Here is a 21,975-nt window from a genome sequence, read left to right on the forward strand (position 1 = left end):
GTCGGGCTACAGCGGGTAAACAGATTTATTAGTGGCCAATAAAGTTTACCTATGAGTTACCAATCAAATTTTGATGATTTTAATGACTGGATAACAGACGTGTTTCCCGATCAAAGCGAATACTTACAAGCGACCCGCGAAATAGCCCGGGACGTTGTAGATGTTTACAACGCCCATGACCCGTATAAAAAAAATGACGTGTTGCGCCGGCTAAGTATACCGGAGCGCATTATTCATTTTTCTGTTACATGGCTAAACGATAACGACGAGGTTGAAATTCATCAGGGTTGGCGGGTCCAGCACAATGGGACGATAGGCCCTTACAAAGGAGGGTTACGTTTTCATCCAACCGTCAACGAATCTATTCTTAAATTTCTTGCCTTCGAACAAAGTTATAAAAATGCCCTGACAGGCTTACCCATCGGTGGAGCAAAAGGCGGCGCTAACTTTAATCCTAAGGGGCGTTCAGATCGTGAAATTATGCGATTTTGCCAGGCATTTATGGGTGAGCTTCAGCGCCATATTGGCCCCTACACCGATGTGCCAGCTGGGGATATCAATGTCGGTTCACGGGAAATCGGTTATATGTATGGCGAATACCGACGCATCAATAATCGGTTTGGCGGCGCATTGACCGGAAAAGATCTGAGCTTTGGCGGCAGTTATGTGCGCACAGAAGCCACAGGCTTCGGGCTAATCTACATGCTGCAAGCTGTGCTTAAAGAACATCACGAAAGTATTCAGGGTATGCGAATTGGCATTTCAGGCGCCGGCAACGTTGCACTGCACGCCGCGCTTAAAGCTGCAGAACACGGCGGTACAGTTATCACGCTATCTAACAGTCGCGGATACCTTCATTATGACAAAGGGATTTCGTGTGATGATATTAAATGGGCAATAAACAACAAAGGAAAAGAAGACAACATTCTTACAGCACTCGGCGAACGTATTGGTGCTGACTGGCATGACAGTAAAGCGCCCTGGCATGAAAAAATGGATATTGCCCTGCCCTGTGCCACACAGAATGAATTGGACGGAGAGGCAGCCAAAACTCTGCTTCAAAACGATCTGAAGTATATTCTTGAGGGCGCCAACATGCCCTGTACGGATGACGCGAGACAAGAATTTGAGCGAAGTGAAACGCCTTTTGTGCCAGGCAAAGCGTCAAATGCTGGCGGCGTGGCAATATCGGGTTTGGAAATGTCTCAAAATGCGAGTTTTCGTCGTGGTTCATATGAACAGATTGATAAAACTCTGGAAGATATCATGCAAAGCATTCATCAACAGTGTGTTGAAGAGGGCAAAGAAAACGGTCGAATTAATTATGCAAAAGGCGCCAATATCGCCGGTTTCAGACGCTTAGCTGACGCAATGGTTGCACAGGGCGTTTAACCGTTTTTGCATACCGTTGTGTAATAACTACGAAACAAGCAATAGAAAATCGTGATAACAATGTTAGAGAACAAGAGCAAAGTCATGATTTAATTAGATTTTTATAGTGATGCGTTGATGGTATGGAATTAGCTTGTTGTATTGAAAGACGGTAGAAAGGAGTAGCTAATGAAAATTTTTGATGAGCTTCGTGAAGATCATGAAAAGCAGCGTACATTATTAAAGATTCTGGCTGAAACCAGCGGCGATACCCCCGCCAGACGCGAGTATTATTCTCAGTTAAAAGAACAACTGGAAAGTCATGCTGTTGCGGAAGAGCGCTATTTTTACTCCAGATTGATGGAGTCTGATACTACTGTTGAGATGTCCCGCCATGGTATCGCTGAACATCATGAGATAGATGAGTTAATCGAAACGCTGGATCAAACAGACATGGGCTCATCTGCCTGGCTGACGCATTTAAAGTCATTGCAGGAAAAGGTAGAGCACCACCTTGCAGATGAAGAGCAAGAATTCTTTCAGGTAGCTGGTCGGGTCTTAAATGACCAGGAGAAAAATCAGTTAGCTGGGGAGTATCGTGAAGAAATGGAAAAAGAACTGGCTAAGCACTAATAGCAGTTAAATTAACTAGGAGAAAAATCATGTTGAAATGGGCACTGATATTTTTAGTCGTAGCAATTATTGCCGCTATCTTTGGCTTTGGCGGAGCAGCAGGTACAGCCGCCACCATTGCACAATACTTATTCTACGGTTTTGTTATCTTATTGGTAGTTTCACTGATAGCATCCGTTGTTCGTGGTGGCTCACGAAGATAAATGGCCAACAAAAATGCCTTTCCGGAACTGACAGTCAGGTTCCGGACATGGTGGGAAGGCGTTAGCACCAGCTATTGGTTTATACCGGTATGCATGATGCTAACGTCTTTTTTATTGTGTTATTTATGTCTGACATATATTGAACGAACAAAATTACCCGATAATTTGCAGTCGTTAGTTCCAATGGTGACCCAAAACGGGGCACAACAGATCTTATCGACTATCGCTTCGTCAATTATTACTGCGACCAGCATTGCCTTTTCAATGACGGTTGTCGCGCTTACTCTGGCCTCCTCACAGTTCGGACCACGGTTATTAAGAACATTTATGCTCGACCGGGGCACTCAGTATGTTCTTGGGCTACTTGTCTCATCTTTTACATTTTGTCTTATATCGCTACATCACTTAAGTAGCATGGTCGAGAACGACGATGCGCTTGCTATTCTCAGTGGTATTTCTGTTGTGGTCGGCATTCTGGATATATTTGCCATCATTTTCTTTATCCATCACATCGGAAGATTTATACAGGCAGATGAAGTTATTTTCAGGTGTTATGACGAACTGATGCAGAATATTGACGAACTTTTGCCCAAACCGGAAGATGCGCCAAGAGAAAGAGCACTACCAGAAGCGTTAATTTCAGATTCACATTTTCAGATTGCGATAAAAATTGACAAAAGTGGTTATGTGCAGTCAGTCAATTATGAAAAGTTGCTGACCAGTGACTATGAAGGTCTTGAGGGAATAGAAGTAAGAGCAAGGTCAGGAGACCATGTTTTCCCCGATGCTTCGGTGCTGATAATACACAGTCGATATCGCAAACCACCTGAACATTACCAGGATTTACTTGACCTGATTATTCTGGGCCACCGAAGAACGCCTGTCCAGGACCCTGAGTTTGCGATAAGTCAGATGGTAGAATTAGCTCTGCGTGCACTATCACCAGGGATAAATGATCCCATCACAGCGATCTCATGTTTGGATAGATTGACAGCCAGTTGTATTTACATGAGTAAACGCACCTTTCCGGCTCAATGTGTAATGAATAAAGAAACCGGCGTATGGTTGAAACGACGAACTTTTAGTATAGAAGGGGTCATTAATACAGCATTTGACCAGATAAGACAGGCGGGCAAAGACCACGTGGATATTGCACTGCACATTTTGTTTTGTCTGAAGACACTGACCGCTCACCTACCCGACTATTTACATCCATTATTAAAACTGCAAGCTGAATCAACCTACCAGCTAATTCTTGATAACCCCTTAAGTGAACAGGATAAGAAAACAATTAATAATGCTTTTATATTCTTTCGCTAAGTAACGAGTATGCGCTTAACACACAAAAAAGCCTGGTGATGACCAGGCTTTTTTTCGTTCTATCGGGTAGCGATAATATAAACCGCGTGGACAATTCCTGGAATATAACCAAGCAGTGTCAGAAGTACATTTATCCAGAATTGCGCGCCTATACCAACTTGAAGAAAGACGCCTAACGGTGGTAACAGAATTGACAAGATAATACGTAAGATATCCATTTCGCGTTCCTTTAATAATAAAGATAGTTGTATACCCGTACGTGGTTGCAAGTCCTTTGCCACACTCAAGTATTTTGACGAGATGCTTGGTTTATTTACCCCTTCAGCGCCAGGCCCCGTGCAGCTTAGCCTCACAAGATGCAGACATCAGCGACCGGAACGTAGAATTGCCTGCGCCAATCAGAAACAACAAGTTACTTGGAAGTTATCAATACACAAGTGTAAATTATACACTGTCACTTTATCGAACACGGTTAAAAGCGCTGAAGCAAAGGTGGCTAGTCAAAGAGCGAGAGAGAATTAGCTGACTGTTGTCTTTGAAACATCTGCTGTTGAAGCGGGCCTGCTAAACAAAAACAGTATTCAATGGTCTGGAGCGGTAAAGAAAAGTCTGAACGGTTTAATATATTAGTGACCCCGCTCCGGCGCAGCAAGTTTATTGCAGTACCAGAGCGGGAAATCGAGTCGTAACAAATTTACTTCTTACGACGTAATTGCACTAACCCAGCCATTGATAACGCAAGAATAGCAAGTGAAGAAGGTTGTGGTACCTCTACACTGATATTACGAAACTGAGTAGAGTTACTGCAATTTTCATCATCACAGTCATTCATAAATACGAGGTATTGGTACTGGCCATTCAGGGCAGAGGAAAGATCGATGTTAAAGCTTTGCCATGTAGGCGTACCGTTATCCAGATTATTAAAATCATAGCGGAAAGCTTTACTTCCCCAGTTCTGGGTACCAGAAAGATTAAAACCGAACACACCGTCATTTCCGTCGATGTTCTTTACAGTCTCACCGTCAGCAACCATAACACCACCGATTTCAGAAGGCATACCCGGGTTGTTGTCACCTTGCGAAATGCGCATGTCGAAATTAAGTGAGTAAAAACGGTTGTCAAAGTTCAGACTGCGCAGACCAAATAAATCTTCAGTTGAGATATACGTCCAGGCTTCAGTGCCTAGGTCGAGACGGCCGCCATCTACATCACGAACTGTGTATTCGCCTTTATTTTGATTGGAATCAGATTTGAAATCACCCTGAGCAAAATTTTCGACAATATTAGTTTCAATAACTGCAGAATGAGAGGCAAAGCTTAGCGCTGACAGACCTAATGCAACAAACACGTTTTTCATATTTAATAACCTACTACTAAATTTATCATCCAGATATTACTACATATCCCTGAAACCCAACCAAAGCAAAGATAATGCCAAAGCCGTAGGTGCTTGTTATTTATGAAAAAATTAAGAAAGCGAAATGATATAAAACAAAACTGTAAAATAGTCAGACAGTACTATGACTGTTTTTATTACACCTTTATTAGTAATTTAAAGGTGTGCGTTTAACGGTGTCCGTTTACATTTCATCTGATTTCAAATGGTCATATCGATAGTTATTTTGGATCAGCATTTTGCTCGGATGATTCAATAACGCCCTACTTGGCTAGTTCCCCATGAATTTCCGCTCAGTGAGTTACATGGGCCATGTAGATCCATTTTGCAATGGTTTCGGACATGTAGATTGAAAATGAGAAACAGCGAGGAGTCTAACGAAATTTAAATTTTTTCGTGTAATTATCAAAGGCTGAATGACCGCATCTGGTAAACCTGCAACACCTATGTGGCATGCATTAATCTTCTTTACTGCACATTCACGTAAATCGCTTAACGAAAGAGGATTACCCGACTGAACAAATATTTATTTACCGGCAACAAAAAAGCCTGCACAACATAACTGTACAGGCGTTAAGATTTGGTGCGGAAAGCGGGACTTGAACCCGCACGACCGAAGTCACCACCCCCTCAAGATGGCGTGTCTACCAATTCCACCACTTCCGCAAAACTTTTATCAATCAGGTGTATCAGACGACTCGTTGTCATCGCCACCCGGAATATCTTCTTCTGTAACTGCTGGCGCAGTTTCTTGCGCTGGCGCTTCAAGGTTATTCCAATCATCTGACGGGCTCTCACGATTTGCCGTTAAATTACCCAGAGTCAGACTTATCAAAAAGAACAACGTTGCTAATATCGCCGTTGTACGTGTCATAAAGTTGCCAGAGCCAGAAGAGCCAAACACGGTGTTTGAACCGCCAGCACCAAAGGAGGCTCCCATGTCTGCACCTTTACCTTGTTGAATCAGAATAAAGCCAACAAGAATAAGTGCTACTACCAAATAGGCTACTAACAGAACTTCGTATACCATAACTTCCTCGTCAAATTGCCGCTTGGCAAATTGCCATAAAATCGTCAGTCTTCAGACTGGCTCCGCCGATCAGGCCACCATCAATATCAGGCTGACCAAATAGCGCTTTAGCATTATCAGGCTTTACACTGCCGCCATATAAAATGCGGGTGCGATGAGCTAACGCTTCATCGTGTTCAGTCAGGGTCTTGCGAATAAAAGCGTGTACTTCCTGAGCCTGCTCCGGTGTCGCAGTCTTACCTGTACCTATAGCCCAGATAGGCTCATAAGCGATAACGGCATCATTAAGCGTATCAGACGTCATTTCTGCAAACAGCGCCGCTATTTGTTCGCCAACAAAGGATTTCACGTCGCCCGCCTCACGAACTGATAGGGATTCCCCGACACAGATAATGGGAATCAATCCAGCCTGTTTGGCTTTTGCTGCCTTTTTGGCTACCAACAAATTGGTTTCGTTGTGATCTTCACGACGCTCAGAATGCCCGACAATAACATACTTTGCACCAAGTTCCTTGAGCATATCCGTCGACATGTCACCGGTATGCGCCCCATTATCTAAATGGCTAACATCCTGAGCCCCGAGTGAAAAATGTTCGTTATTGAACATGCTCAGGTACCCATCTGGTGGACATACGACGACATCGAGCCCTTCAAATGATTGCGCATTAAGCGAATGGCTAAATGTTTCAACCAGAGAACGACTTCCGTTCATTTTCCAGTTACCCGCAACCAATGGCGTTCTGTTATTTGTCATGCTTAGACCTTACCCTGTCTGTAAAGCGGGCGTGATATTAACGATATACGCCCGAATATACAAGTGGAAAAATTGATAATGTATCGAATTTCAGTTAATTGGCCACTTCACGAACAACATCGGCTATCTTCTGTGCCCACGCTGTTGCATCTGAAGCTTGCTCAGCCTCAACCATGACCCGAATAAGAGGCTCCGTACCACTTTTTCGTAACAATACCCTTCCACCATCACCCAGTGCTTCTTCCGCTGTTGCTTTGGCATCAAGGACCTGAGCCATTTCAAGTGGATTTTGCGGTCCCGGAGTATACCGGACGTTAACCAGCTCCTGCGGATACTTTTCGAAGCCCTTACTGAGATCATGAAGATTCATGCTGGCGCGTAACATAGACGTTAACACCTGCAGTCCGGCAACAATTCCGTCTCCTGTCGATGCTAAATTAAGGTTGAGTACGTGCCCGGAGCTTTCACCACCAATTGCCCAGCCTTTACGCTGTAAAAGCTCCATGACATAACGATCACCAACAGCACTGCGTGCAAAGGGAATACTTAGCTTTGTCAGTGCGTTTTCTAACCCCAGATTAGTCATTAGTGTACCGACCACGCCGCCCTGCAAACGACCTGACTTGAGCGCATCACGGGCAACAATATAAAGAATTTGATCACCATCAAGGATATTCCCCTTGTGGTCTACCATCATGATGCGATCACCATCGCCATCCAACGCAAAACCCAGGTCGGCGCCTTCTTCCAGCACGCGCTGTCGGATACCTTCCATCGATGTCGCACCTACCTCGTCATTGATATTTAAACCATCAGGTTTAGTACCTATTTCAATGACATCAGCACCCAGCTCTGACAACACATTCGGCGCAATGTGGTAAGTTGCCCCATGGGCACAATCAACCACGATTTTCAGCCCCTTTAATGATAAGTCCGAAGGGAACGTTCCTTTACAAAATTCAATATAACGACCAGCAGCATCACTGACTCTTACGGCTTTGCCCAATCTGTTAGACGCCACACATTCCATTGGCTCGTCCATCATCTTTTCAATAGCGATCTCAATGTCGTCGTCAAGTTTGAAGCCGTCTGCAGAGAAAAACTTAATTCCATTATCATGATAAGGGTTATGCGAGGCACTTATTACAATCCCCGCTTCCGAACGAAAAGTACGGGTAAGATAAGCAATAGCCGGTGTAGGCATTGGCCCTAATAAGCCGATATTAATGCCTGCCGCTGACAAACCAGATTCCAGCGCAGACTCAAGCATATAACCGGAAATACGGGTATCCTTACCTATCAGCACCTTATTTGTACCTCTGCCAGCAAGCACTTTACCTGCCGCCCAACCCAGCTTCACCACAAACTCGGGGTTGATCGCACTTTCACCCACTTTGCCGCGTATACCATCAGTACCGAAATACTTACGCTCACCCATTTCTTTATTCTCCTTTTAAAGTGTAGTCACGATAAGCATTAACGATTGCAATCACATCAACCGTTTCCTGCACATCATGCACACGAATTATTTGTGCGCCGGCCTGTGCGGCGATTGTGGCAAGCGCAAGGCTGCCTGCCAGTCGTTCGTTAATCGAATTATTTAAGACATTACCGACCATCGATTTACGGGACATACCTACCAATAATGGGTACCCCATCTCTTGGAGTCGGCCTAAGCCCGCTAACAGCTGATAATTATGCGCCAGAGTTTTTCCAAAACCAAAGCCGGGATCCAGAATTATGTTGCTTTTATGTATACCAGCGTCTGAACAGGCTGCTATTCTGGCGCTTAAAAATGCCTGGACGTCACTGATAACATCGTTATATGAAGGGGCGTTTTGCATTGTCTCAGGCGCGCCCTGCATATGCATCAGACAGACCGGAACGTTGCACTCTGCGGCTGCGTCAAGCGCACCGGGCTCCTGCAATGCTCTGACATCATTTATTAACGCCGCACCGGCGCTTACCGCTTGCCTCATGACTTGCGGTTTACTTGTATCCACTGAAACAACGGTGTCGAATCTGTCAGAGAGAGCCTCAATAACAGGAATAACTCTTTCAAGCTCTTCGTCAAAAGATACCAGAGGTGCTCCAGGACGCGTCGACTCCCCCCCTACATCAATAAATGCAGCGCCAGCCTGAACCATGGCTGCACAGCGATCTATGGCGGCATCTACACTATTAAACCGCCCCCCGTCCGAAAAAGAATCCGGGGTCGTATTTATTATTCCCATGACCACCGGTCGGGTCAGGTCTACAGTTTGGTTTTTGAAATTCAACGTCTTCACCATTTATGGATAATGGGATACTTTAGGCAGGAAATATTAGATCGATTATCACAAATGAAAAAGCGCCAGCAAGGTGCTGGCGCTTCAACTATTAACCCGGCAAGTCGCCTGGTTTACCTACTGAGGGCTTATCGACACCATCATCGGTAATTTCACCTTCTCTGGCAGGTTTACCACCACTGGGCTTATCACCGCCATCTGGAGTGCGATCATCCCAATCTGCAGGAGGACGAACATCGGTACGGTTCATCAAATCATCAATTTGCTTTGCATCAATGGTTTCGTAACGCATTAACGCATCTTTCATTGAATGCAGAATATCGACGTTCTCTTCCAGTATGGTTTTCGCTCTGTCATAGTTTCTGTCTATGATGGCTTTGATTTCAGCATCGATGGCACGCGCTGTGTCATCAGACATGCTGGACGCCTTAGACATCGACTTACCTAAAAAGACTTCACCCTCTTCTTCGGCATACAGCATCGGCCCCATTTTACTGGACAAGCCCCATTGTGTGACCATTTTACGGGCTATTTCAGTAGCTCGCTCAATATCATTTGAAGCGCCCGTCGTGACTTTATCGTCACCGTAGATTATTTGCTCAGCAATACGGCCACCGAACAAGCTGGAAATCATGCTCTCCAGATGCTGTTTGGAATGACTGACACGATCTTTCTCTGGCAGATACATCGTCACACCCAACGCTCGGCCGCGCGGAATGATGGAAACTTTGTATACCGGATCATGCTCAGGAACCAGACGACCTACAATGGCATGTCCAGCCTCGTGGTACGACGTCATCGCCTTCTCATCTTCAGACATCACCATCGACTTGCGCTCTGCGCCCATCATGATCTTATCTTTAGCTTTATCGAACTCTTCCATCGATACTAAACGCTTGTTAGCGCGAGCGGCAAACAACGCAGCCTCGTTAACAAGGTTAGCCAAATCGGCCCCTGAAAAACCAGGTGTTCCGCGAGCTATAACAGCAGGGTCTACATTATCAGCCACCGGTACCTTGCGCGCGTGAACTTTAAGAATCTGTTCACGTCCACGAATATCCGGTAATCCGACCACAACCTGACGGTCAAAGCGTCCGGGACGCAATAATGCAGGGTCTAGTACATCCGGGCGGTTGGTTGCAGCAATAACGATGATGCCTTCGTGACCTTCGAAACCATCCATTTCAACAAGCATCTGGTTAAGGGTTTGCTCACGCTCATCATGACCACCACCAAGGCCTGCGCCACGCTGACGACCAACAGCATCAATCTCGTCAATAAAAATGATACATGGTGCTGACTTTTTCGCCTGCTCAAACATGTCACGAACACGCGATGCACCTACACCGACGAACATTTCCACAAAGTCAGAACCAGAGATTGTGAAGAAAGGCACCTTTGCTTCACCGGCAATCGCTTTTGCCAGTAGTGTCTTACCGGTTCCCGGTGGACCCACCATCAACACGCCTTTAGGAATTTTACCGCCTAATTTCTGGAATTTAGAAGGATCACGCAGGAAGTCTACCAGTTCAGACACATCTTCTTTTGCCTCATCACAGCCAGCGACATCCGCAAAAGTCGTTTTAATCTGATCTTCACCCAGTAGTCGCGCTTTACTTTTACCAAACGACATAGCACCGCGACCACCGCCGCCCTGCATTTGTCGCATAAAGAAGATCCATACCGCGATAAGCAGCAACATAGGGAACCAGGAAATGAAGATAGACGTCAAAATTGACGGCTCTTCAGTAGGCTCACCATAAATGCGGATATCTTTTGAAGCTAAGTCAGATATTAATTTATCGTCATAATAAGGAATGTACGTGACAAACGTTTCGCCGGAACGCTTCGTTCCACGAATTTCCCGAGACTCGCTGTCAATGCGGACCTCACGGATGTTGCCCTGATTAGCTTCTTTAAGAAAGGTTGTGTAATCCGTCTGCGCTCGTGTCGACTCTCCCGGAGAAAAACTCTGGAAAACTGACATCAGAACTACAGCGATGACTAACCATAAAATTAAATTCTTTGCCATATCGCTCAATGCTACTAACCTCTAAAAATACCGGAATAAGCCTGTATAATCAGCATTATCAGTACGTTACTGTACTTAACTGCTATACAAAACCGGACGAATGTCGTTCCTTTTTGCACTATCTGTAAGCGTACTACACTTTATAGCCGCAAGCCACCAGATAGACTTCCCGCGAACGTGCTCTGGATGAATCAGGCTTTCGGGTCTTGATTGTCGTGAATGACTGGCGCAACGCCGTTAAAAACTCGTCAAAGCCTTCACCCTGGAATACTTTGATAGCAAAGTTTCCTCCTGGCTTAAGCACCTGATGACACATGTCCAAAGCCAATTCACACAGATACATGGACCGCGCCTGATCGGCCGCATTATTGCCAGACATATTCGGTGCCATATCAGACAACACAATATCTACGTTGTTCCCATCGATTCTGTTCAACAATGCATTGAGAACTGCCTCGTCGCGAAAATCTCCCTGCAAAAAATCAACGCCGGCAATAGGGTCCATCTCCAGTATATCGCACGCAATAACCTGTCCGTTACTGCCGACCAGATCAGACGCCAGCTGCGACCATCCGCCCGGCGCCGCGCCCAGGTCAACCACCGTCATACCCGGCTTTATAAGCTTATCTTTTTGCTGCATTTCCTCAAGTTTGAAAACCGCACGAGACCGTAAGCCCTGCTTTTGTGCTTTTTGCACATAATGGTCATCAAAATGCTCTTTGAGCCAGCGCTTACTGCTGGCTGAATGTTTCTTTTTAGTCATCGCCGCACTTTGTGATTGGGAATGTGGTCAAGATGGCGTTAGAATATAGGTTTTCAAGTTATAAATGCTAAATAATTAAAGAAGCAGGTAATGAAACTTTCCAATAAACAAAAGCAATTTCTAAAAGGTCTGGCCCATTCACTGAAACCCGTCGTTCAACTGGGTGGCAATGGTCTTACAGAAGGTGTTGTCGCAGAAATTGATAACGCGCTGAATCACCACGAACTGATTAAAGTTAAAGTGCCTACTGATGATCGTGAGGAAAAAACACTTATAAATGATGCCATCGTCAGGGAGACCGGCGCGGTGAAGGTTCAGGTTATTGGTCACATGCTTGTTCTGTATCGCCCTACCGAAGAGCGTAAAATACAATTGCCAAAACAGTAAATAATCCTTTTCTTCATTTTTGCTTTCCATAGTTATTTAACTGTTAAACAAGTAAGCTTTATGCCTCTTTTTCGTTAACAGGAATTAAAAATGGATGTAAGTCAAATTACGGCTATTGTAACTGGTGGGTGCTCAGGCCTTGGGCACGCTACGGCGATTGCCTTGCGAGAAGCCGGCGCGAAAGTCGCATTGTTCGATTTAAATGATGAAATGGGTGCGCAGCGCGTTTCTGAGTTAGGCAGCGATGCTACCCGCTTTTTCAAAGTCGATGTTCGCGATGAGTCTCAGGTACAATCCGCTATCGACAGCGTAAAGTCAGAATTTGGCGATATTCATGTATGTATCAACTGTGCTGGTATCGCGCCCGCTAAGCGCACTCTGGACAAAGACGGCAACGCTGCACCTCTGCAGGACTTTCAAAAAACCGTCGATATCAATCTGATTGGTACATTTAATGTTGCGCGGTTGGCTGCAGCCGCAATGAGCGGACAAGGTATGCTCAATGATGATGGTGAGCGTGGTCTGATAATCAATACCGCCTCTATTGCCGGCTATGAAGGCCAAATTGGTCAGACCGCTTATGCGGCAAGTAAGGGTGGCATCATTGCTTTAACCTTACCGATGGCAAGAGATCTGTCTGCGCTGGGTATTCGCGTAAATACGATAGCACCGGGCGTGATGGGAACGCCACTGCTGCTGGCCATGCCAGAGAAGGTTCAGGATGCGCTGGCAGCTAATGTCCCCTACCCTAAACGACTGGGTTACCCTGAAGAATTTGCCAGTCTGGTTACTCATATGATCAGTAATACCTATATGAATGGCGAAACGGTTCGCCTGGATGGCAGTTTGCGTATGCCACCGAAATAGATATTGCTTACGCACATTTACAGCAAGCTACAGTAAAATAACAGGTCTTATTTTACTGTAGCTTCTTTTGTCGGAACTCTACTCTTCACCGCCATTCACGATAAGCGCAATGTTATACAAACGGTTCACCGCCAAATAGTTAATAGTATTTTTGGGATAGCGACCACGAGAGCTCAGGGCTCCCGCTTCCTGCTGCATCAACAGACTGAGCGCTTCGTCCACAGTTTTTACCGGATAAATATGAAACTGGCCACGGGATACTGCATCAACAACCGTATTATCCAGAACAAGGTTCACTTTGTTCGAATAAGGAATGATGACCCCCTGCTCACCGGTCAGTCCCCGGTGCCGACACAGGTCAAAAAATCCTTCAATTTTTTCATTGACACCACCAACAGCCTGCACTTCGCCGTATTGATTGATTGAGCCGGTGATTGCCAGTCCCTGCAATGCAGGCAGCTCGGTAAGCGCAGAAATAAGTGCTACCAGCTCTCCCAGCGAGGCGCTGTCACCATCAATATGGCCATAAGACTGTTCTAGCGCGATATTAGCCGACAGTGTAAGAGGAAAATGCTGCGCATATTTGTTACCCAGGTAACCGGTCAACAACATGACCCCTTTAGAGTGAATAGGCTGACCGAGTTCAACCTCGCGTTCAATATCCACAACGCCATTAGCCCCGGCGTATACGGTCGACGTAATACGTGCTGGGGTGCCAAACGCTGTATCGCCTATCTCCAGTACCGTCAGACCATTCACTGTTCCTACAGACTTACCTTCGGTGGCAATAAGCACATGGCCTTCTTTTATATCATCAAGTAACGTTTGACTGACCCTGCCGGTCCGGCGTTTTTTCGCATGCAAGGCGGTTTCGATATGTTGCTCCAGCAATACGGAATCTTCAGTTTTTTTACAAAAGTAAACCGCTTCATTCACCAGTTCGAGAATTTCGGCAATGTGGGCAGACAGCTTATTTTTATGTTCTGCCATTCGTAAAGACTGGTGTATAAGACGGTGCATCGCACAGGCTGCAACTTTTTCAAGTCCCTGCGTCTGAACATGTTTGTTCACGCGTCCGATAAAACTGTAGAGGTTACTGTCTTTAGCCGGTATTTCGAGATCAAAGTCGACCAGGACACGGAATAGCTCATCGAATTCATCATCGTAATCCTGCAACATATAATAGAGATCCCGGGAGCCCAGCAATATCACTTTGACATCCAGGGACATCGGCTGTGGATTCAGTGTAATCGCATTCACCATCCCGACTTCCTGCTGCGGCAGGTCCATTTTCAGAATACCCGACTTAATTGCACGCTTGAGACTGTCCCAGACATAAGGTTGCTCAACCAACTGGTCAGCATCAAGTAGCAGATACCCTCCATTTGCCTTATGCAGCGCGCCAGGGCGTATCATCCGGTAATCGGTATACACCCCGCCATGCATATTCTGGTATTCGATGCGACCGAACAAGTTTTGCCAGGTGGGGTTGGATTCGTAAATGATTGGAGCACCAGCATCATATTTATGCGAGACAAGAATATTGGGCAGATATAACTCTTCCAGATACCCTCTTTTTTCAGCATCGTCAGACTTCTCTTCACGCTGCTCATCAAGCCAAATCTCAGCAACAGTATTTGGTAAATGTGTGCGTAACTGGCGCAAGTATTTCAGGACGCCGAGGTTATCGGCATACGCATGCTCCAGCGCCTTGATTAATGGTTTTACCCCACCTTCGGCCGTCTGCCGGTTGAGGGTTCTTAGCTGCTCGGCATTTTCACGTCGCCATACCGGCAAGCTGAGTAAACTTTCACTAAGTCGATTTTCTAACTCATCAATTAAATCAAAAAAGTGCTGGCGTCGGGTGGTATCAAGCTGCGCAAATTGCGTTTCGGTGGCAGGTGCGTCCTCAATAACGGGCACAAAGTTGATGGTGCCTGACTGTTCCTGCATCACCAGCTGATTGGCATTCGCGTAACGTTCAACCCCGTCTACCGCCTCATCATACTTTTGCTGATACGCGCGGTTGATTGCAGCTTTTTTTCGTTGATAGCCAGGCGTGTCAAATGCTGCAGGAAAAGTAGCCAGTACATCATCAATCAAATCTTTCATCGCCTTTTGAAAACGATGGGCTTGTGAGGCTGGTAATTTTAGCAACAGCGGCTCACGCTCTTCTTCAAGATTGGCAATATAGCACCAGTCGTCGGGCGAGCTGAGTTTCGCCGCCGCACGTTCAATGTGCGACTTTACTAAAGAGAACCGCCCGGTTGCCGGTTCTCCCATAACGTACAGGTTGTAGCCAGGCGCGGTGATGCCAAGCCCGAACGCCATTGCTTCCTGAGCACGTTCCTGACCGACAAAAGACGCCTCGACGGAGGCAGGATCATTAAGGGTTTGCTCAATAAAGCTGCGATCAAGCGTCGGCGCCAGCTCATCGTGAGAAATTGCCGGTATCGTCTTAGCAATTGGCATAGCGATTCGATTACTCTTTTGATAGTGCCCCTGCACAGCGACCTTTCCAGATACATCCGGAATACATTCGTTGTACAGTGCCATAATACATAATAGGGTTATTATTCCAGTCTTGTCAGGATAACGCTATGAAACGCGCACATTTTCTATCAGGTTTTTTAGTTTTAAACGCCGCAGTGGCACCTGAGGCGTTCGCCGAGGTTACAGAAGTCTCTGAGCATGGCTTTGTCATCAGAAACTCATTTGTAACACGTCAGCCTGCAGATACGGTGTGGTTATCGCTGATTAATGATGTCGATAACTGGTGGCCTAAAGATCATAGCTGGTGGGAGGGCACGTTTTCTATCAATGCAACCGCAGGCGGCTGTTTCTGCGAAAGAAAAAATAACAAAAGTGCCGAACACATGCGGGTAAGCTATGTCGATCCGCCCGTTTCACTGGTGATGACAGGCGGCTTAGGCCCCCTGCAGTCGATGGGTGTATATGGTGCGCTAAACTGGCAGATAACCCCTGATGACGGTCAGACAAGGGTGACACTTACCTACCAGGCACAGGGCTATCTGCCATCGGGTTTTAAACAACTGGCCCCGGTGGTGGATCAGGTCCAGGCGGGTCAGCTGGCGCGTTTGCACGCCTGGCTACGTCAAACTTATCCTGACTAAGCATAGTTTGGACAGAAAAACCCGTGGCGGCTATTGTGGGGCGGCGGGCCCCTGGGGTATTCTATGCCGCTAATTATTTCTACCTACAACCAACGCGGAATTTTCGATTTTCATGGCCGAAAAACAGTATAACCCGAAAGAGATTGAGCAACAGGTTCAGCAGTACTGGCAAGAAAACCAGTCTTTTAAAGCAACTGAGAATCCCGACCAGGAAAAATTTTATTGTCTGTCGATGTTCCCGTATCCCAGTGGCCGACTCCATATGGGACACGTGCGCAATTATACCATCGGCGACGTCATCAGCCGCTTTCAGCGTATGCAGGGCAAAAACGTGCTACAGCCTATGGGCTGGGATGCGTTTGGCTTACCCGCCGAGAATGCCGCCATTAATAATAAAACCGCGCCGGCAAAATGGACTTATGCCAATATTGACTATATGAAAGGTCAATTGGCGTCTCTGGGATTTGGCTACGACTGGGATCGTGAGGTCACGACCTGTAAAGCAGATTACTACCGTTGGGAACAGTGGTTCTTCACCCGTCTATACGAAAAAGGCCTGGTGTACAAAAAAAATGCCACAGTCAACTGGGATCCGGTTGATCAAACCGTGCTCGCTAATGAACAGGTGGTGGACGGACGTGGTTGGCGCTCAGGCGCCCTGGTCGAACAAAAAGAAATTCCGCAATGGTTTATTAAAATTACTGATTATGCTGAAGAGCTGTTGACCGACCTGGAACAACTTGATGAGTGGCCGGAGCAGGTTCGTGCCATGCAGGCAAATTGGATCGGCCGTTCTGAAGGTGTGGAGATAACTTTTGATCTGGAAAAGCCGGACACTGAGCTTTCAGCGTTGGACGTTTACACGACCCGCCCAGATACACTTTTTGGTGTGACCTACGTAGGTATTGCCGCACAACACCCTCTTGCTGAAAAAGCCGCAGCCACCAATGACGCTGCCGCACGCTTTATTGAAGAATGCAAAAACACTAAGGTTGCCGAAGCAGAATTGGCGACCATGGATAAAAAGGGTTGTGCCACCGGATTTTATGTCATTCATCCTTTAACCAAAGAAAAACTGCCTGTATGGATTGCTAACTTTGTTCTGATGGATTACGGCTCCGGCGCTGTAATGGCGGTTCCGGGGCACGACCAGCGCGACTGGGAGTTTGCTACCAAGTACGATTTGCCCATCAAACAGGTGGTCGAACCCGCTGATGAAACAGACAGCCAATGCGATCTTAGCCAAAGCGCCTACACCGAAAAAGGTAAATTAATCAATTCTGGTGGCTTCAGCGGGCTGGCGTTTGAAGACGCTTTCGACCAGATAGCTGCTGAATTAGCCAGCCTGGGGCATGGCAAAAAGAAGGTGAATTACCGGCTACGGGATTGGGGTGTCAGCAGACAGCGCTACTGGGGCTCTCCCATCCCGATGCTGAACCTGGAAAATGGTGAATCGGTACCTGTTCCGGCAGAAGATTTACCGGTCAGACTGCCTGAAGATGTTGAGATGGATGGCGTCACATCACCGATAAAATCGGATCCTACCTGGGCCTCCACAACGTACCAGGGCCAGCCTGCTACCCGGGAAACAGATACCTTTGACACCTTTATGGAGTCATCCTGGTACTATGCGCGCTACAGTTGCGCGCAAAATCAGGACGCTATGCTGAATCCTGAACAGGCTAATTACTGGTTGCCTGTAGATCAGTATATTGGTGGTATCGAACATGCAATTTTGCACCTGCTCTATTCACGTTTTTTCCATAAGCTGCTGCGCGATGAAGGTCTGGTTAAATCTGACGAGCCCTTCAAACGCCTGTTATGTCAGGGAATGGTGCTGGCAGACTCTTACTACAGTGAAGATGAAGTGGGCAAAAAGACCTGGCATGCTCCTTCTGATGTGTCCGTTGAGAAGGATGATAAAGGCCGGATAACCAAAGCCTGGTTAACCACAACCGGTGAGACTGTCACTCATGGTGGCATGACTAAAATGTCAAAGTCTAAGAACAACGGCATCGATCCTCAACAGGTTATTGACCAGTATGGTGCTGATACCGTGCGTTTGTTTACTATGTTTGCAGCGCCGCCGGAACAAACCCTTGAGTGGATTGATTCAGGTGTTGAAGGTGCAAACCGCTTTTTACGTCGTGTGTGGAAGCTGGTACAGGACCACCTGGTACATACCGATGTACCTGATATCGATACATCAGCGCTAACCAAAGCGCAGAAAGATTTGCGCAGAGAAGTGCATCGTACTATCGAAAAAGTTACTGATGACCTGGGTCGTCGTCAGACATTTAACACGGCGGTGGCGGCTGTTATGGAGCTTTTGAATCACCTGCAAAAAGCGCCGGCAGATGATGCGCAGGATAAAGCCATTATGCGCGAGGCGATTACAGCGTTACTGCAGCTTCTTAACCCTATTACGCCACACATCTGCCATGATTTATGGCTGCAGTTAGGTCATACCCAGCCGGTAGAACAGTCCGGCTGGCCGGTGGTCGATAAAGATGCGCTGGTTGAGGATGAAAAGCTGATCATCGTTCAGGTGAATGGCAAGTTGCGGGCGAAAATTACGGTCAGTGCTTCAGCCAGTAAGGATGAGGTAGAGACAGCCGCAGTCTCGCATTCCAATGTTCAGCAGTTTACTGACGGCAAGACGATCAGAAAGGTGATTGTCGTACCGGGTAAGCTGGTCAACATTGTCGCTAACTGATGCCATTCATGCGCAGTGCGATTATGCTGATAACAACCTGCCTGGTCATGGCAGGTTGTGGTTTTCACTTGCGGGGATCTCAGACACTTCCTCCTGACATCAATGCCGTGGCATCAACTTCCGTCGTTGCCCATTCACTATTAAAACGTGAACTTGATGAACGACTGAGCGTCTATGAAATTCCGCGAAAACCCTTTGACGCGGTGACGCGCGAAGATATGAACGACACCGTCATTATAAGGTTACTTCCTGAGACTATTGAGCGACGACTGCTGTCAGTATTTTCTACCGGCCAGGTTGCTGAATATGAGCTCATCTATGGCGTAAATTATCTGGTGACCTTTCCCGGGCATGATCCCATAAAAGCGTATTTTGAAATAATGCGAGATTATCAGGATGATCCGGACAAAGTGCTGGCCAAGTCCAGAGAACTTGACCTGGTAGTCAGCGAAATGCGTAAAGAAGCAGCGGACAGAATCATCCGCCGACTGGCTTTACAGGCCAGCGAGCTGTAGACCTGATTATGCAGGTATATCCAAATCGCTTCGAGAGCGAAATTGCCGGGTCACTTAAACCCTGCTATATGCTCTTTGGTGATGAGCCACACCAGAAACTCAGCATGCTACAGTCTGTTCGGCGACACGCCCGCGAACAAGGATTTGATGAGCGTACGGTGCTGGTTGCCGATAAAGATTTCAGCTGGTCACAACTGATTGAGGCCACGCAAACACTGTCATTGTTTTCAACTGCCCAGATTATCGAGTTGGAGCTTCCAACCGGTAAACCTGGCACCGAAGGCAGTAAAGTTTTGCAGGATATCGCCCCGACGCTCGGCCAGGATGTGTTGTTGGTAATTCACGGTCCGAAAATCGGCAAAGATGTACAGCGGGCTAAATGGTTCAAAGTCCTGGATGACATCGGCGTTTTTTCCCTTGCCTACCCCCTTGAAGGCAAACATCTGGATACTTGGCTTAATCAGACGCTAAAAGCATTTTCCTTATCAGCGGACGCTGACGTAATTCAATTGATTGCGGAATTTACCGAAGGCAACATGTTGGCTGCCTATCAGGAAATTGAAAAGCTTGCGCTGGTTTATCAGGGCCAGCATGTGGATCGTCATCAGGTAGAGGCGATCATTGTTGACCAGTCGCGCTTCAATGTATTCCAGCTGGTTGATGTCATGCTAAGCGGTGATCAACAGCGCTGTGTGAAGATGCTGTATCGTCTGGAAAGTGAAGGTATTGAGCCAACCATCGTGTTGTGGGCCCTTGCCCGGGAGTGGCAGCTGTTATGGAAACTGAAACAAATGCTCAACCGGCATGAAACCATTCAATGGCAGCGTCATGGGATCTGGCGTAACCGGCAGGCAGGTTATCAGGCTGCGCTGTCGCGCTTGTCGATGACGTCACTGGCTGCATTGCGTGATCAGTTGCGCGACGCTGATATTGCCTTTAAGCAAAATCAGGTTGTCAGGCCCTACGTTAAGCTGTGTCACCTGACATTATTGTTTATGGGCATGCCCGCCACGCTATCACTGGGTGTCTGATGGACGCTTCTGTGATATGCCTGCTTGGTGGCACCTTTAATCCGCCACATGAAGGACATGTTAAGGCCGCACTGGATGTAGCCTGTGAAATTCATGCGCCTTCGGTCGGGCTTATGCCATGTCGCATGCCGCCCCATAAAGAAACAGAGGGCGTCTGTGAAAAACACCGGGTAGAAATGACCCGGCGTGCCACCCACAATCACCCGACGCTTTATACCGAATTAGCGGAGCTGGCGCTCGACGAGCCGTCATATACGGTAAAGACCCTCCAACATTTGCGTAAAGAGAATGCACAATCGTCGATTATTTTTGTGATGGGTGAAGATTCATGGCATTCGTTGACCAGTTGGTTCAATTGGCAGCAATTACTTGATCTTGCGCACATTGTTGTTATGCGACGTCAAACGACAGAAAAAAAGTTAGCACCTGCGCTTGTAAAGATAAAATCAGACCATAAAATATGCGACCCGGCTAAGCTTTACCAGCAACCGGCTGGCTTTATCTATTTTGCCGAAACCCAACTGCAGCCGATTTCCTCTTCGCAACTCAGAGCAGCGTTGAGACAATCTTCATCCCATTCATCGTGGCTTGATGACTGGTTGCATCCATCTGTACTACACTACATAAGAGAGAATAGACTGTATGTCTGATACCGCACCGTCACGGGGAGAACCTTTGCAGAACACAGAATTAAAACAGTTTGTGGTCGATAAAATCGACGACATGAAAGGCCGGGACATTATTGAAGTTGATGTCGAAGGTAAATCTAACGTCACCGATACAATGATTATTTGTTCGGGTAACTCTAAACGTCATGTTATGGCTATTGCGGATAATCTTCTTGTTGAAGCCAAGCACGCTGGCCACCCCCCGCTTAGTGTTGAAGGCAAGGATACCGGAGACTGGGTATTGGTTGATCTTGGCGAAATCATCGTGCATGTTATGCAGGATGAAACGCGGGATTTCTACCAACTCGAAAAGTTGTGGGCGTAAATTAACCACTGATACAGCCTGACATGTCTGATAGAGCAGGATGTAGATTAGAATAATAAGAGAGTGGCGCTGTGCGAATTCAAATAGTGGCTGTGGGCACAAAAATGCCCGACTGGGTAAGTACCGGAGTAGAAACTTTCCTTAGCCGCTTTCCTACCGATATGCCCGTTTACTTTACTGAAATCGCTGCTGGCAAGCGCGGTAAAAACGCAGACATCAAGCGTATTTTACAAAAAGAAGGTCAGGCGACATTAGCAGCCATCCCGAAAAGTAATCGCATTGTCACGCTTGAAGTTAATGGTTGCCCCTGGGATACCCCTAATCTAGCCAGTCAGCTTGATAACTGGAAGATGGATGGCCGCGATGTCTCGCTTCTTATCGGCGGGCCTGAAGGGCTTGCGCCGGAATGTTTGCGTGTTTCAGAACAGCGCTGGTCACTGTCTCCACTGACCCTGCCCCATCCCCTGGTTCGAATCATCGTGGCTGAAAGCTTATATCGGGCCTGGTCCGTTACACAAAATCACCCCTATCATAGAGAGTAA

General features: G+C 46.8%; 22 protein-coding genes and 1 tRNA gene. 13 read left to right on the forward strand and 10 right to left on the reverse strand.

What is annotated here, in order from left to right; genetic code table 11:
* Nucleotides 1–51 precede the first annotated feature (51 nt).
* From gdhA to HHX48_RS02645, 4 genes are all read left to right on the forward strand, one after another.
* Nucleotides 52–1,392 carry an NADP-specific glutamate dehydrogenase gene (gene gdhA, locus HHX48_RS02630; protein ID WP_191022077.1) on the forward strand — a complete coding sequence of 447 codons (1,341 nt, stop codon included), beginning with the start codon at nt 52–54 and terminating at the stop codon, nt 1,390–1,392.
* A 168-nt stretch (nt 1,393–1,560) separates the two neighbouring features.
* The gene (locus HHX48_RS02635; RefSeq protein ID WP_191022078.1) at nt 1,561–2,004 is read left to right on the forward strand and encodes a hemerythrin domain-containing protein; all 444 of its coding nucleotides are present in this window, start codon (nt 1,561–1,563) and stop codon (nt 2,002–2,004) included.
* 29 nt (nt 2,005–2,033) lie between these two features.
* On the forward strand, nt 2,034–2,207 hold the full coding sequence (locus tag HHX48_RS02640; RefSeq protein WP_139756367.1) for a DUF1328 domain-containing protein: 174 nt from the start codon (nt 2,034–2,036) through the stop codon (nt 2,205–2,207).
* Nucleotides 2,208–3,527, forward strand: coding sequence for a DUF2254 domain-containing protein (locus HHX48_RS02645; protein WP_191022079.1), 1,320 nt, complete (start codon nt 2,208–2,210; stop codon nt 3,525–3,527).
* Between the two features lie 59 nt (nt 3,528–3,586).
* Here the strand turns inward: HHX48_RS02645 and HHX48_RS02650 are convergent, their stop codons facing one another.
* The 9 genes from HHX48_RS02650 to rlmE form a co-directional block, all read right to left on the reverse strand.
* Nucleotides 3,587–3,745 carry a YqaE/Pmp3 family membrane protein gene (locus HHX48_RS02650; protein WP_191022080.1) on the reverse strand — a complete coding sequence of 53 codons (159 nt, stop codon included), beginning with the start codon at nt 3,743–3,745 and terminating at the stop codon, nt 3,587–3,589.
* A gap of 476 nt (nt 3,746–4,221) precedes the next feature.
* The gene (locus tag HHX48_RS02655; protein WP_191022081.1) at nt 4,222–4,884 is read right to left on the reverse strand and encodes a PEP-CTERM sorting domain-containing protein; all 663 of its coding nucleotides are present in this window, start codon (nt 4,882–4,884) and stop codon (nt 4,222–4,224) included.
* A gap of 620 nt (nt 4,885–5,504) precedes the next feature.
* Nucleotides 5,505–5,589, reverse strand: a tRNA-Leu gene (locus tag HHX48_RS02660).
* 10 nt (nt 5,590–5,599) lie between these two features.
* The gene (gene secG, locus HHX48_RS02665; protein WP_191022082.1) at nt 5,600–5,953 is read right to left on the reverse strand and encodes a preprotein translocase subunit SecG; all 354 of its coding nucleotides are present in this window, start codon (nt 5,951–5,953) and stop codon (nt 5,600–5,602) included.
* A gap of 10 nt (nt 5,954–5,963) precedes the next feature.
* Entirely contained in the window at nt 5,964–6,707 is a 744-nt protein-coding gene (gene tpiA, locus HHX48_RS02670; protein ID WP_191022083.1) for a triose-phosphate isomerase, read from the reverse strand.
* 94 nt (nt 6,708–6,801) lie between these two features.
* Nucleotides 6,802–8,145 carry a phosphoglucosamine mutase gene (gene glmM / locus HHX48_RS02675; RefSeq protein WP_191022084.1) on the reverse strand — a complete coding sequence of 448 codons (1,344 nt, stop codon included), beginning with the start codon at nt 8,143–8,145 and terminating at the stop codon, nt 6,802–6,804.
* 4 nt (nt 8,146–8,149) lie between these two features.
* Nucleotides 8,150–8,986, reverse strand: a complete 837-nt coding sequence (gene folP, locus HHX48_RS02680) for a dihydropteroate synthase (protein ID WP_223857967.1) — start codon at nt 8,984–8,986, stop codon at nt 8,150–8,152.
* A 100-nt stretch (nt 8,987–9,086) separates the two neighbouring features.
* Nucleotides 9,087–11,036, reverse strand: coding sequence for an ATP-dependent zinc metalloprotease FtsH (gene ftsH / locus HHX48_RS02685; protein ID WP_191022086.1), 1,950 nt, complete (start codon nt 11,034–11,036; stop codon nt 9,087–9,089).
* Nucleotides 11,037–11,160: 124 nt separating this feature from the next.
* A complete protein-coding gene (gene rlmE / locus HHX48_RS02690) occupies nt 11,161–11,790 on the reverse strand; it encodes a 23S rRNA (uridine(2552)-2'-O)-methyltransferase RlmE (RefSeq protein WP_191022087.1) in 630 nt (209 codons plus the stop codon).
* A 90-nt stretch (nt 11,791–11,880) separates the two neighbouring features.
* Here rlmE and yhbY point away from each other — a divergent pair, with 90 nt between their 5' ends.
* Both yhbY and HHX48_RS02700 read left to right on the forward strand, forming a co-directional pair.
* Nucleotides 11,881–12,177 (forward strand): ribosome assembly RNA-binding protein YhbY, encoded by a 297-nt coding sequence (yhbY, locus tag HHX48_RS02695; protein WP_139756377.1) that lies wholly within the window; start codon nt 11,881–11,883, stop codon nt 12,175–12,177.
* 90 nt (nt 12,178–12,267) lie between these two features.
* Entirely contained in the window at nt 12,268–13,044 is a 777-nt protein-coding gene (locus tag HHX48_RS02700) for a 3-hydroxyacyl-CoA dehydrogenase (protein WP_191022088.1), read from the forward strand.
* Nucleotides 13,045–13,122: 78 nt separating this feature from the next.
* On the opposite strand, the gene HHX48_RS02705 is transcribed toward HHX48_RS02700, so the two are convergent.
* Nucleotides 13,123–15,516 carry a Lon protease family protein gene (locus HHX48_RS02705; RefSeq protein WP_191022598.1) on the reverse strand — a complete coding sequence of 798 codons (2,394 nt, stop codon included), beginning with the start codon at nt 15,514–15,516 and terminating at the stop codon, nt 13,123–13,125.
* A gap of 128 nt (nt 15,517–15,644) precedes the next feature.
* Here HHX48_RS02705 and HHX48_RS02710 point away from each other — a divergent pair, with 128 nt between their 5' ends.
* The 7 genes from HHX48_RS02710 to rlmH all read left to right on the forward strand — a co-directional run bounded on the left by HHX48_RS02710 (nt 15,645) and on the right by rlmH (nt 21,975).
* Entirely contained in the window at nt 15,645–16,178 is a 534-nt protein-coding gene (locus tag HHX48_RS02710) for an SRPBCC domain-containing protein (RefSeq protein WP_191022089.1), read from the forward strand.
* Nucleotides 16,179–16,290: 112 nt separating this feature from the next.
* Nucleotides 16,291–18,894 (forward strand): leucine--tRNA ligase, encoded by a 2,604-nt coding sequence (gene leuS, locus HHX48_RS02715; protein WP_191022090.1) that lies wholly within the window; start codon nt 16,291–16,293, stop codon nt 18,892–18,894.
* 8 nt (nt 18,895–18,902) lie between these two features.
* Nucleotides 18,903–19,409 (forward strand): LPS-assembly lipoprotein LptE, encoded by a 507-nt coding sequence (locus HHX48_RS02720; protein WP_317983468.1) that lies wholly within the window; start codon nt 18,903–18,905, stop codon nt 19,407–19,409.
* 8 nt (nt 19,410–19,417) lie between these two features.
* Nucleotides 19,418–20,440: a DNA polymerase III subunit delta gene (gene holA / locus HHX48_RS02725; RefSeq protein ID WP_191022092.1), complete on the forward strand. Its 1,023-nt coding sequence runs from the start codon at nt 19,418–19,420 to the stop codon at nt 20,438–20,440.
* The gene (gene nadD, locus HHX48_RS02730; protein WP_191022093.1) at nt 20,440–21,090 is read left to right on the forward strand and encodes a nicotinate (nicotinamide) nucleotide adenylyltransferase; all 651 of its coding nucleotides are present in this window, start codon (nt 20,440–20,442) and stop codon (nt 21,088–21,090) included. The genes holA and nadD overlap by 1 nt, the downstream gene beginning before the upstream one ends.
* Complete coding sequence (rsfS, locus tag HHX48_RS02735) at nt 21,083–21,433, forward strand: ribosome silencing factor (protein WP_397541055.1); 351 nt, start codon at nt 21,083–21,085, stop codon at nt 21,431–21,433. Before nadD ends, rsfS begins: the two co-directional genes overlap by 8 nt.
* A 71-nt stretch (nt 21,434–21,504) precedes the next feature.
* Nucleotides 21,505–21,975 carry a 23S rRNA (pseudouridine(1915)-N(3))-methyltransferase RlmH gene (gene rlmH / locus HHX48_RS02740; protein ID WP_191022094.1) on the forward strand — a complete coding sequence of 157 codons (471 nt, stop codon included), beginning with the start codon at nt 21,505–21,507 and terminating at the stop codon, nt 21,973–21,975.

This window comes from Salinimonas profundi, assembly GCF_014750655.1.
GTDB lineage: Bacteria > Pseudomonadota > Gammaproteobacteria > Enterobacterales > Alteromonadaceae > Alteromonas > Alteromonas profundi_A.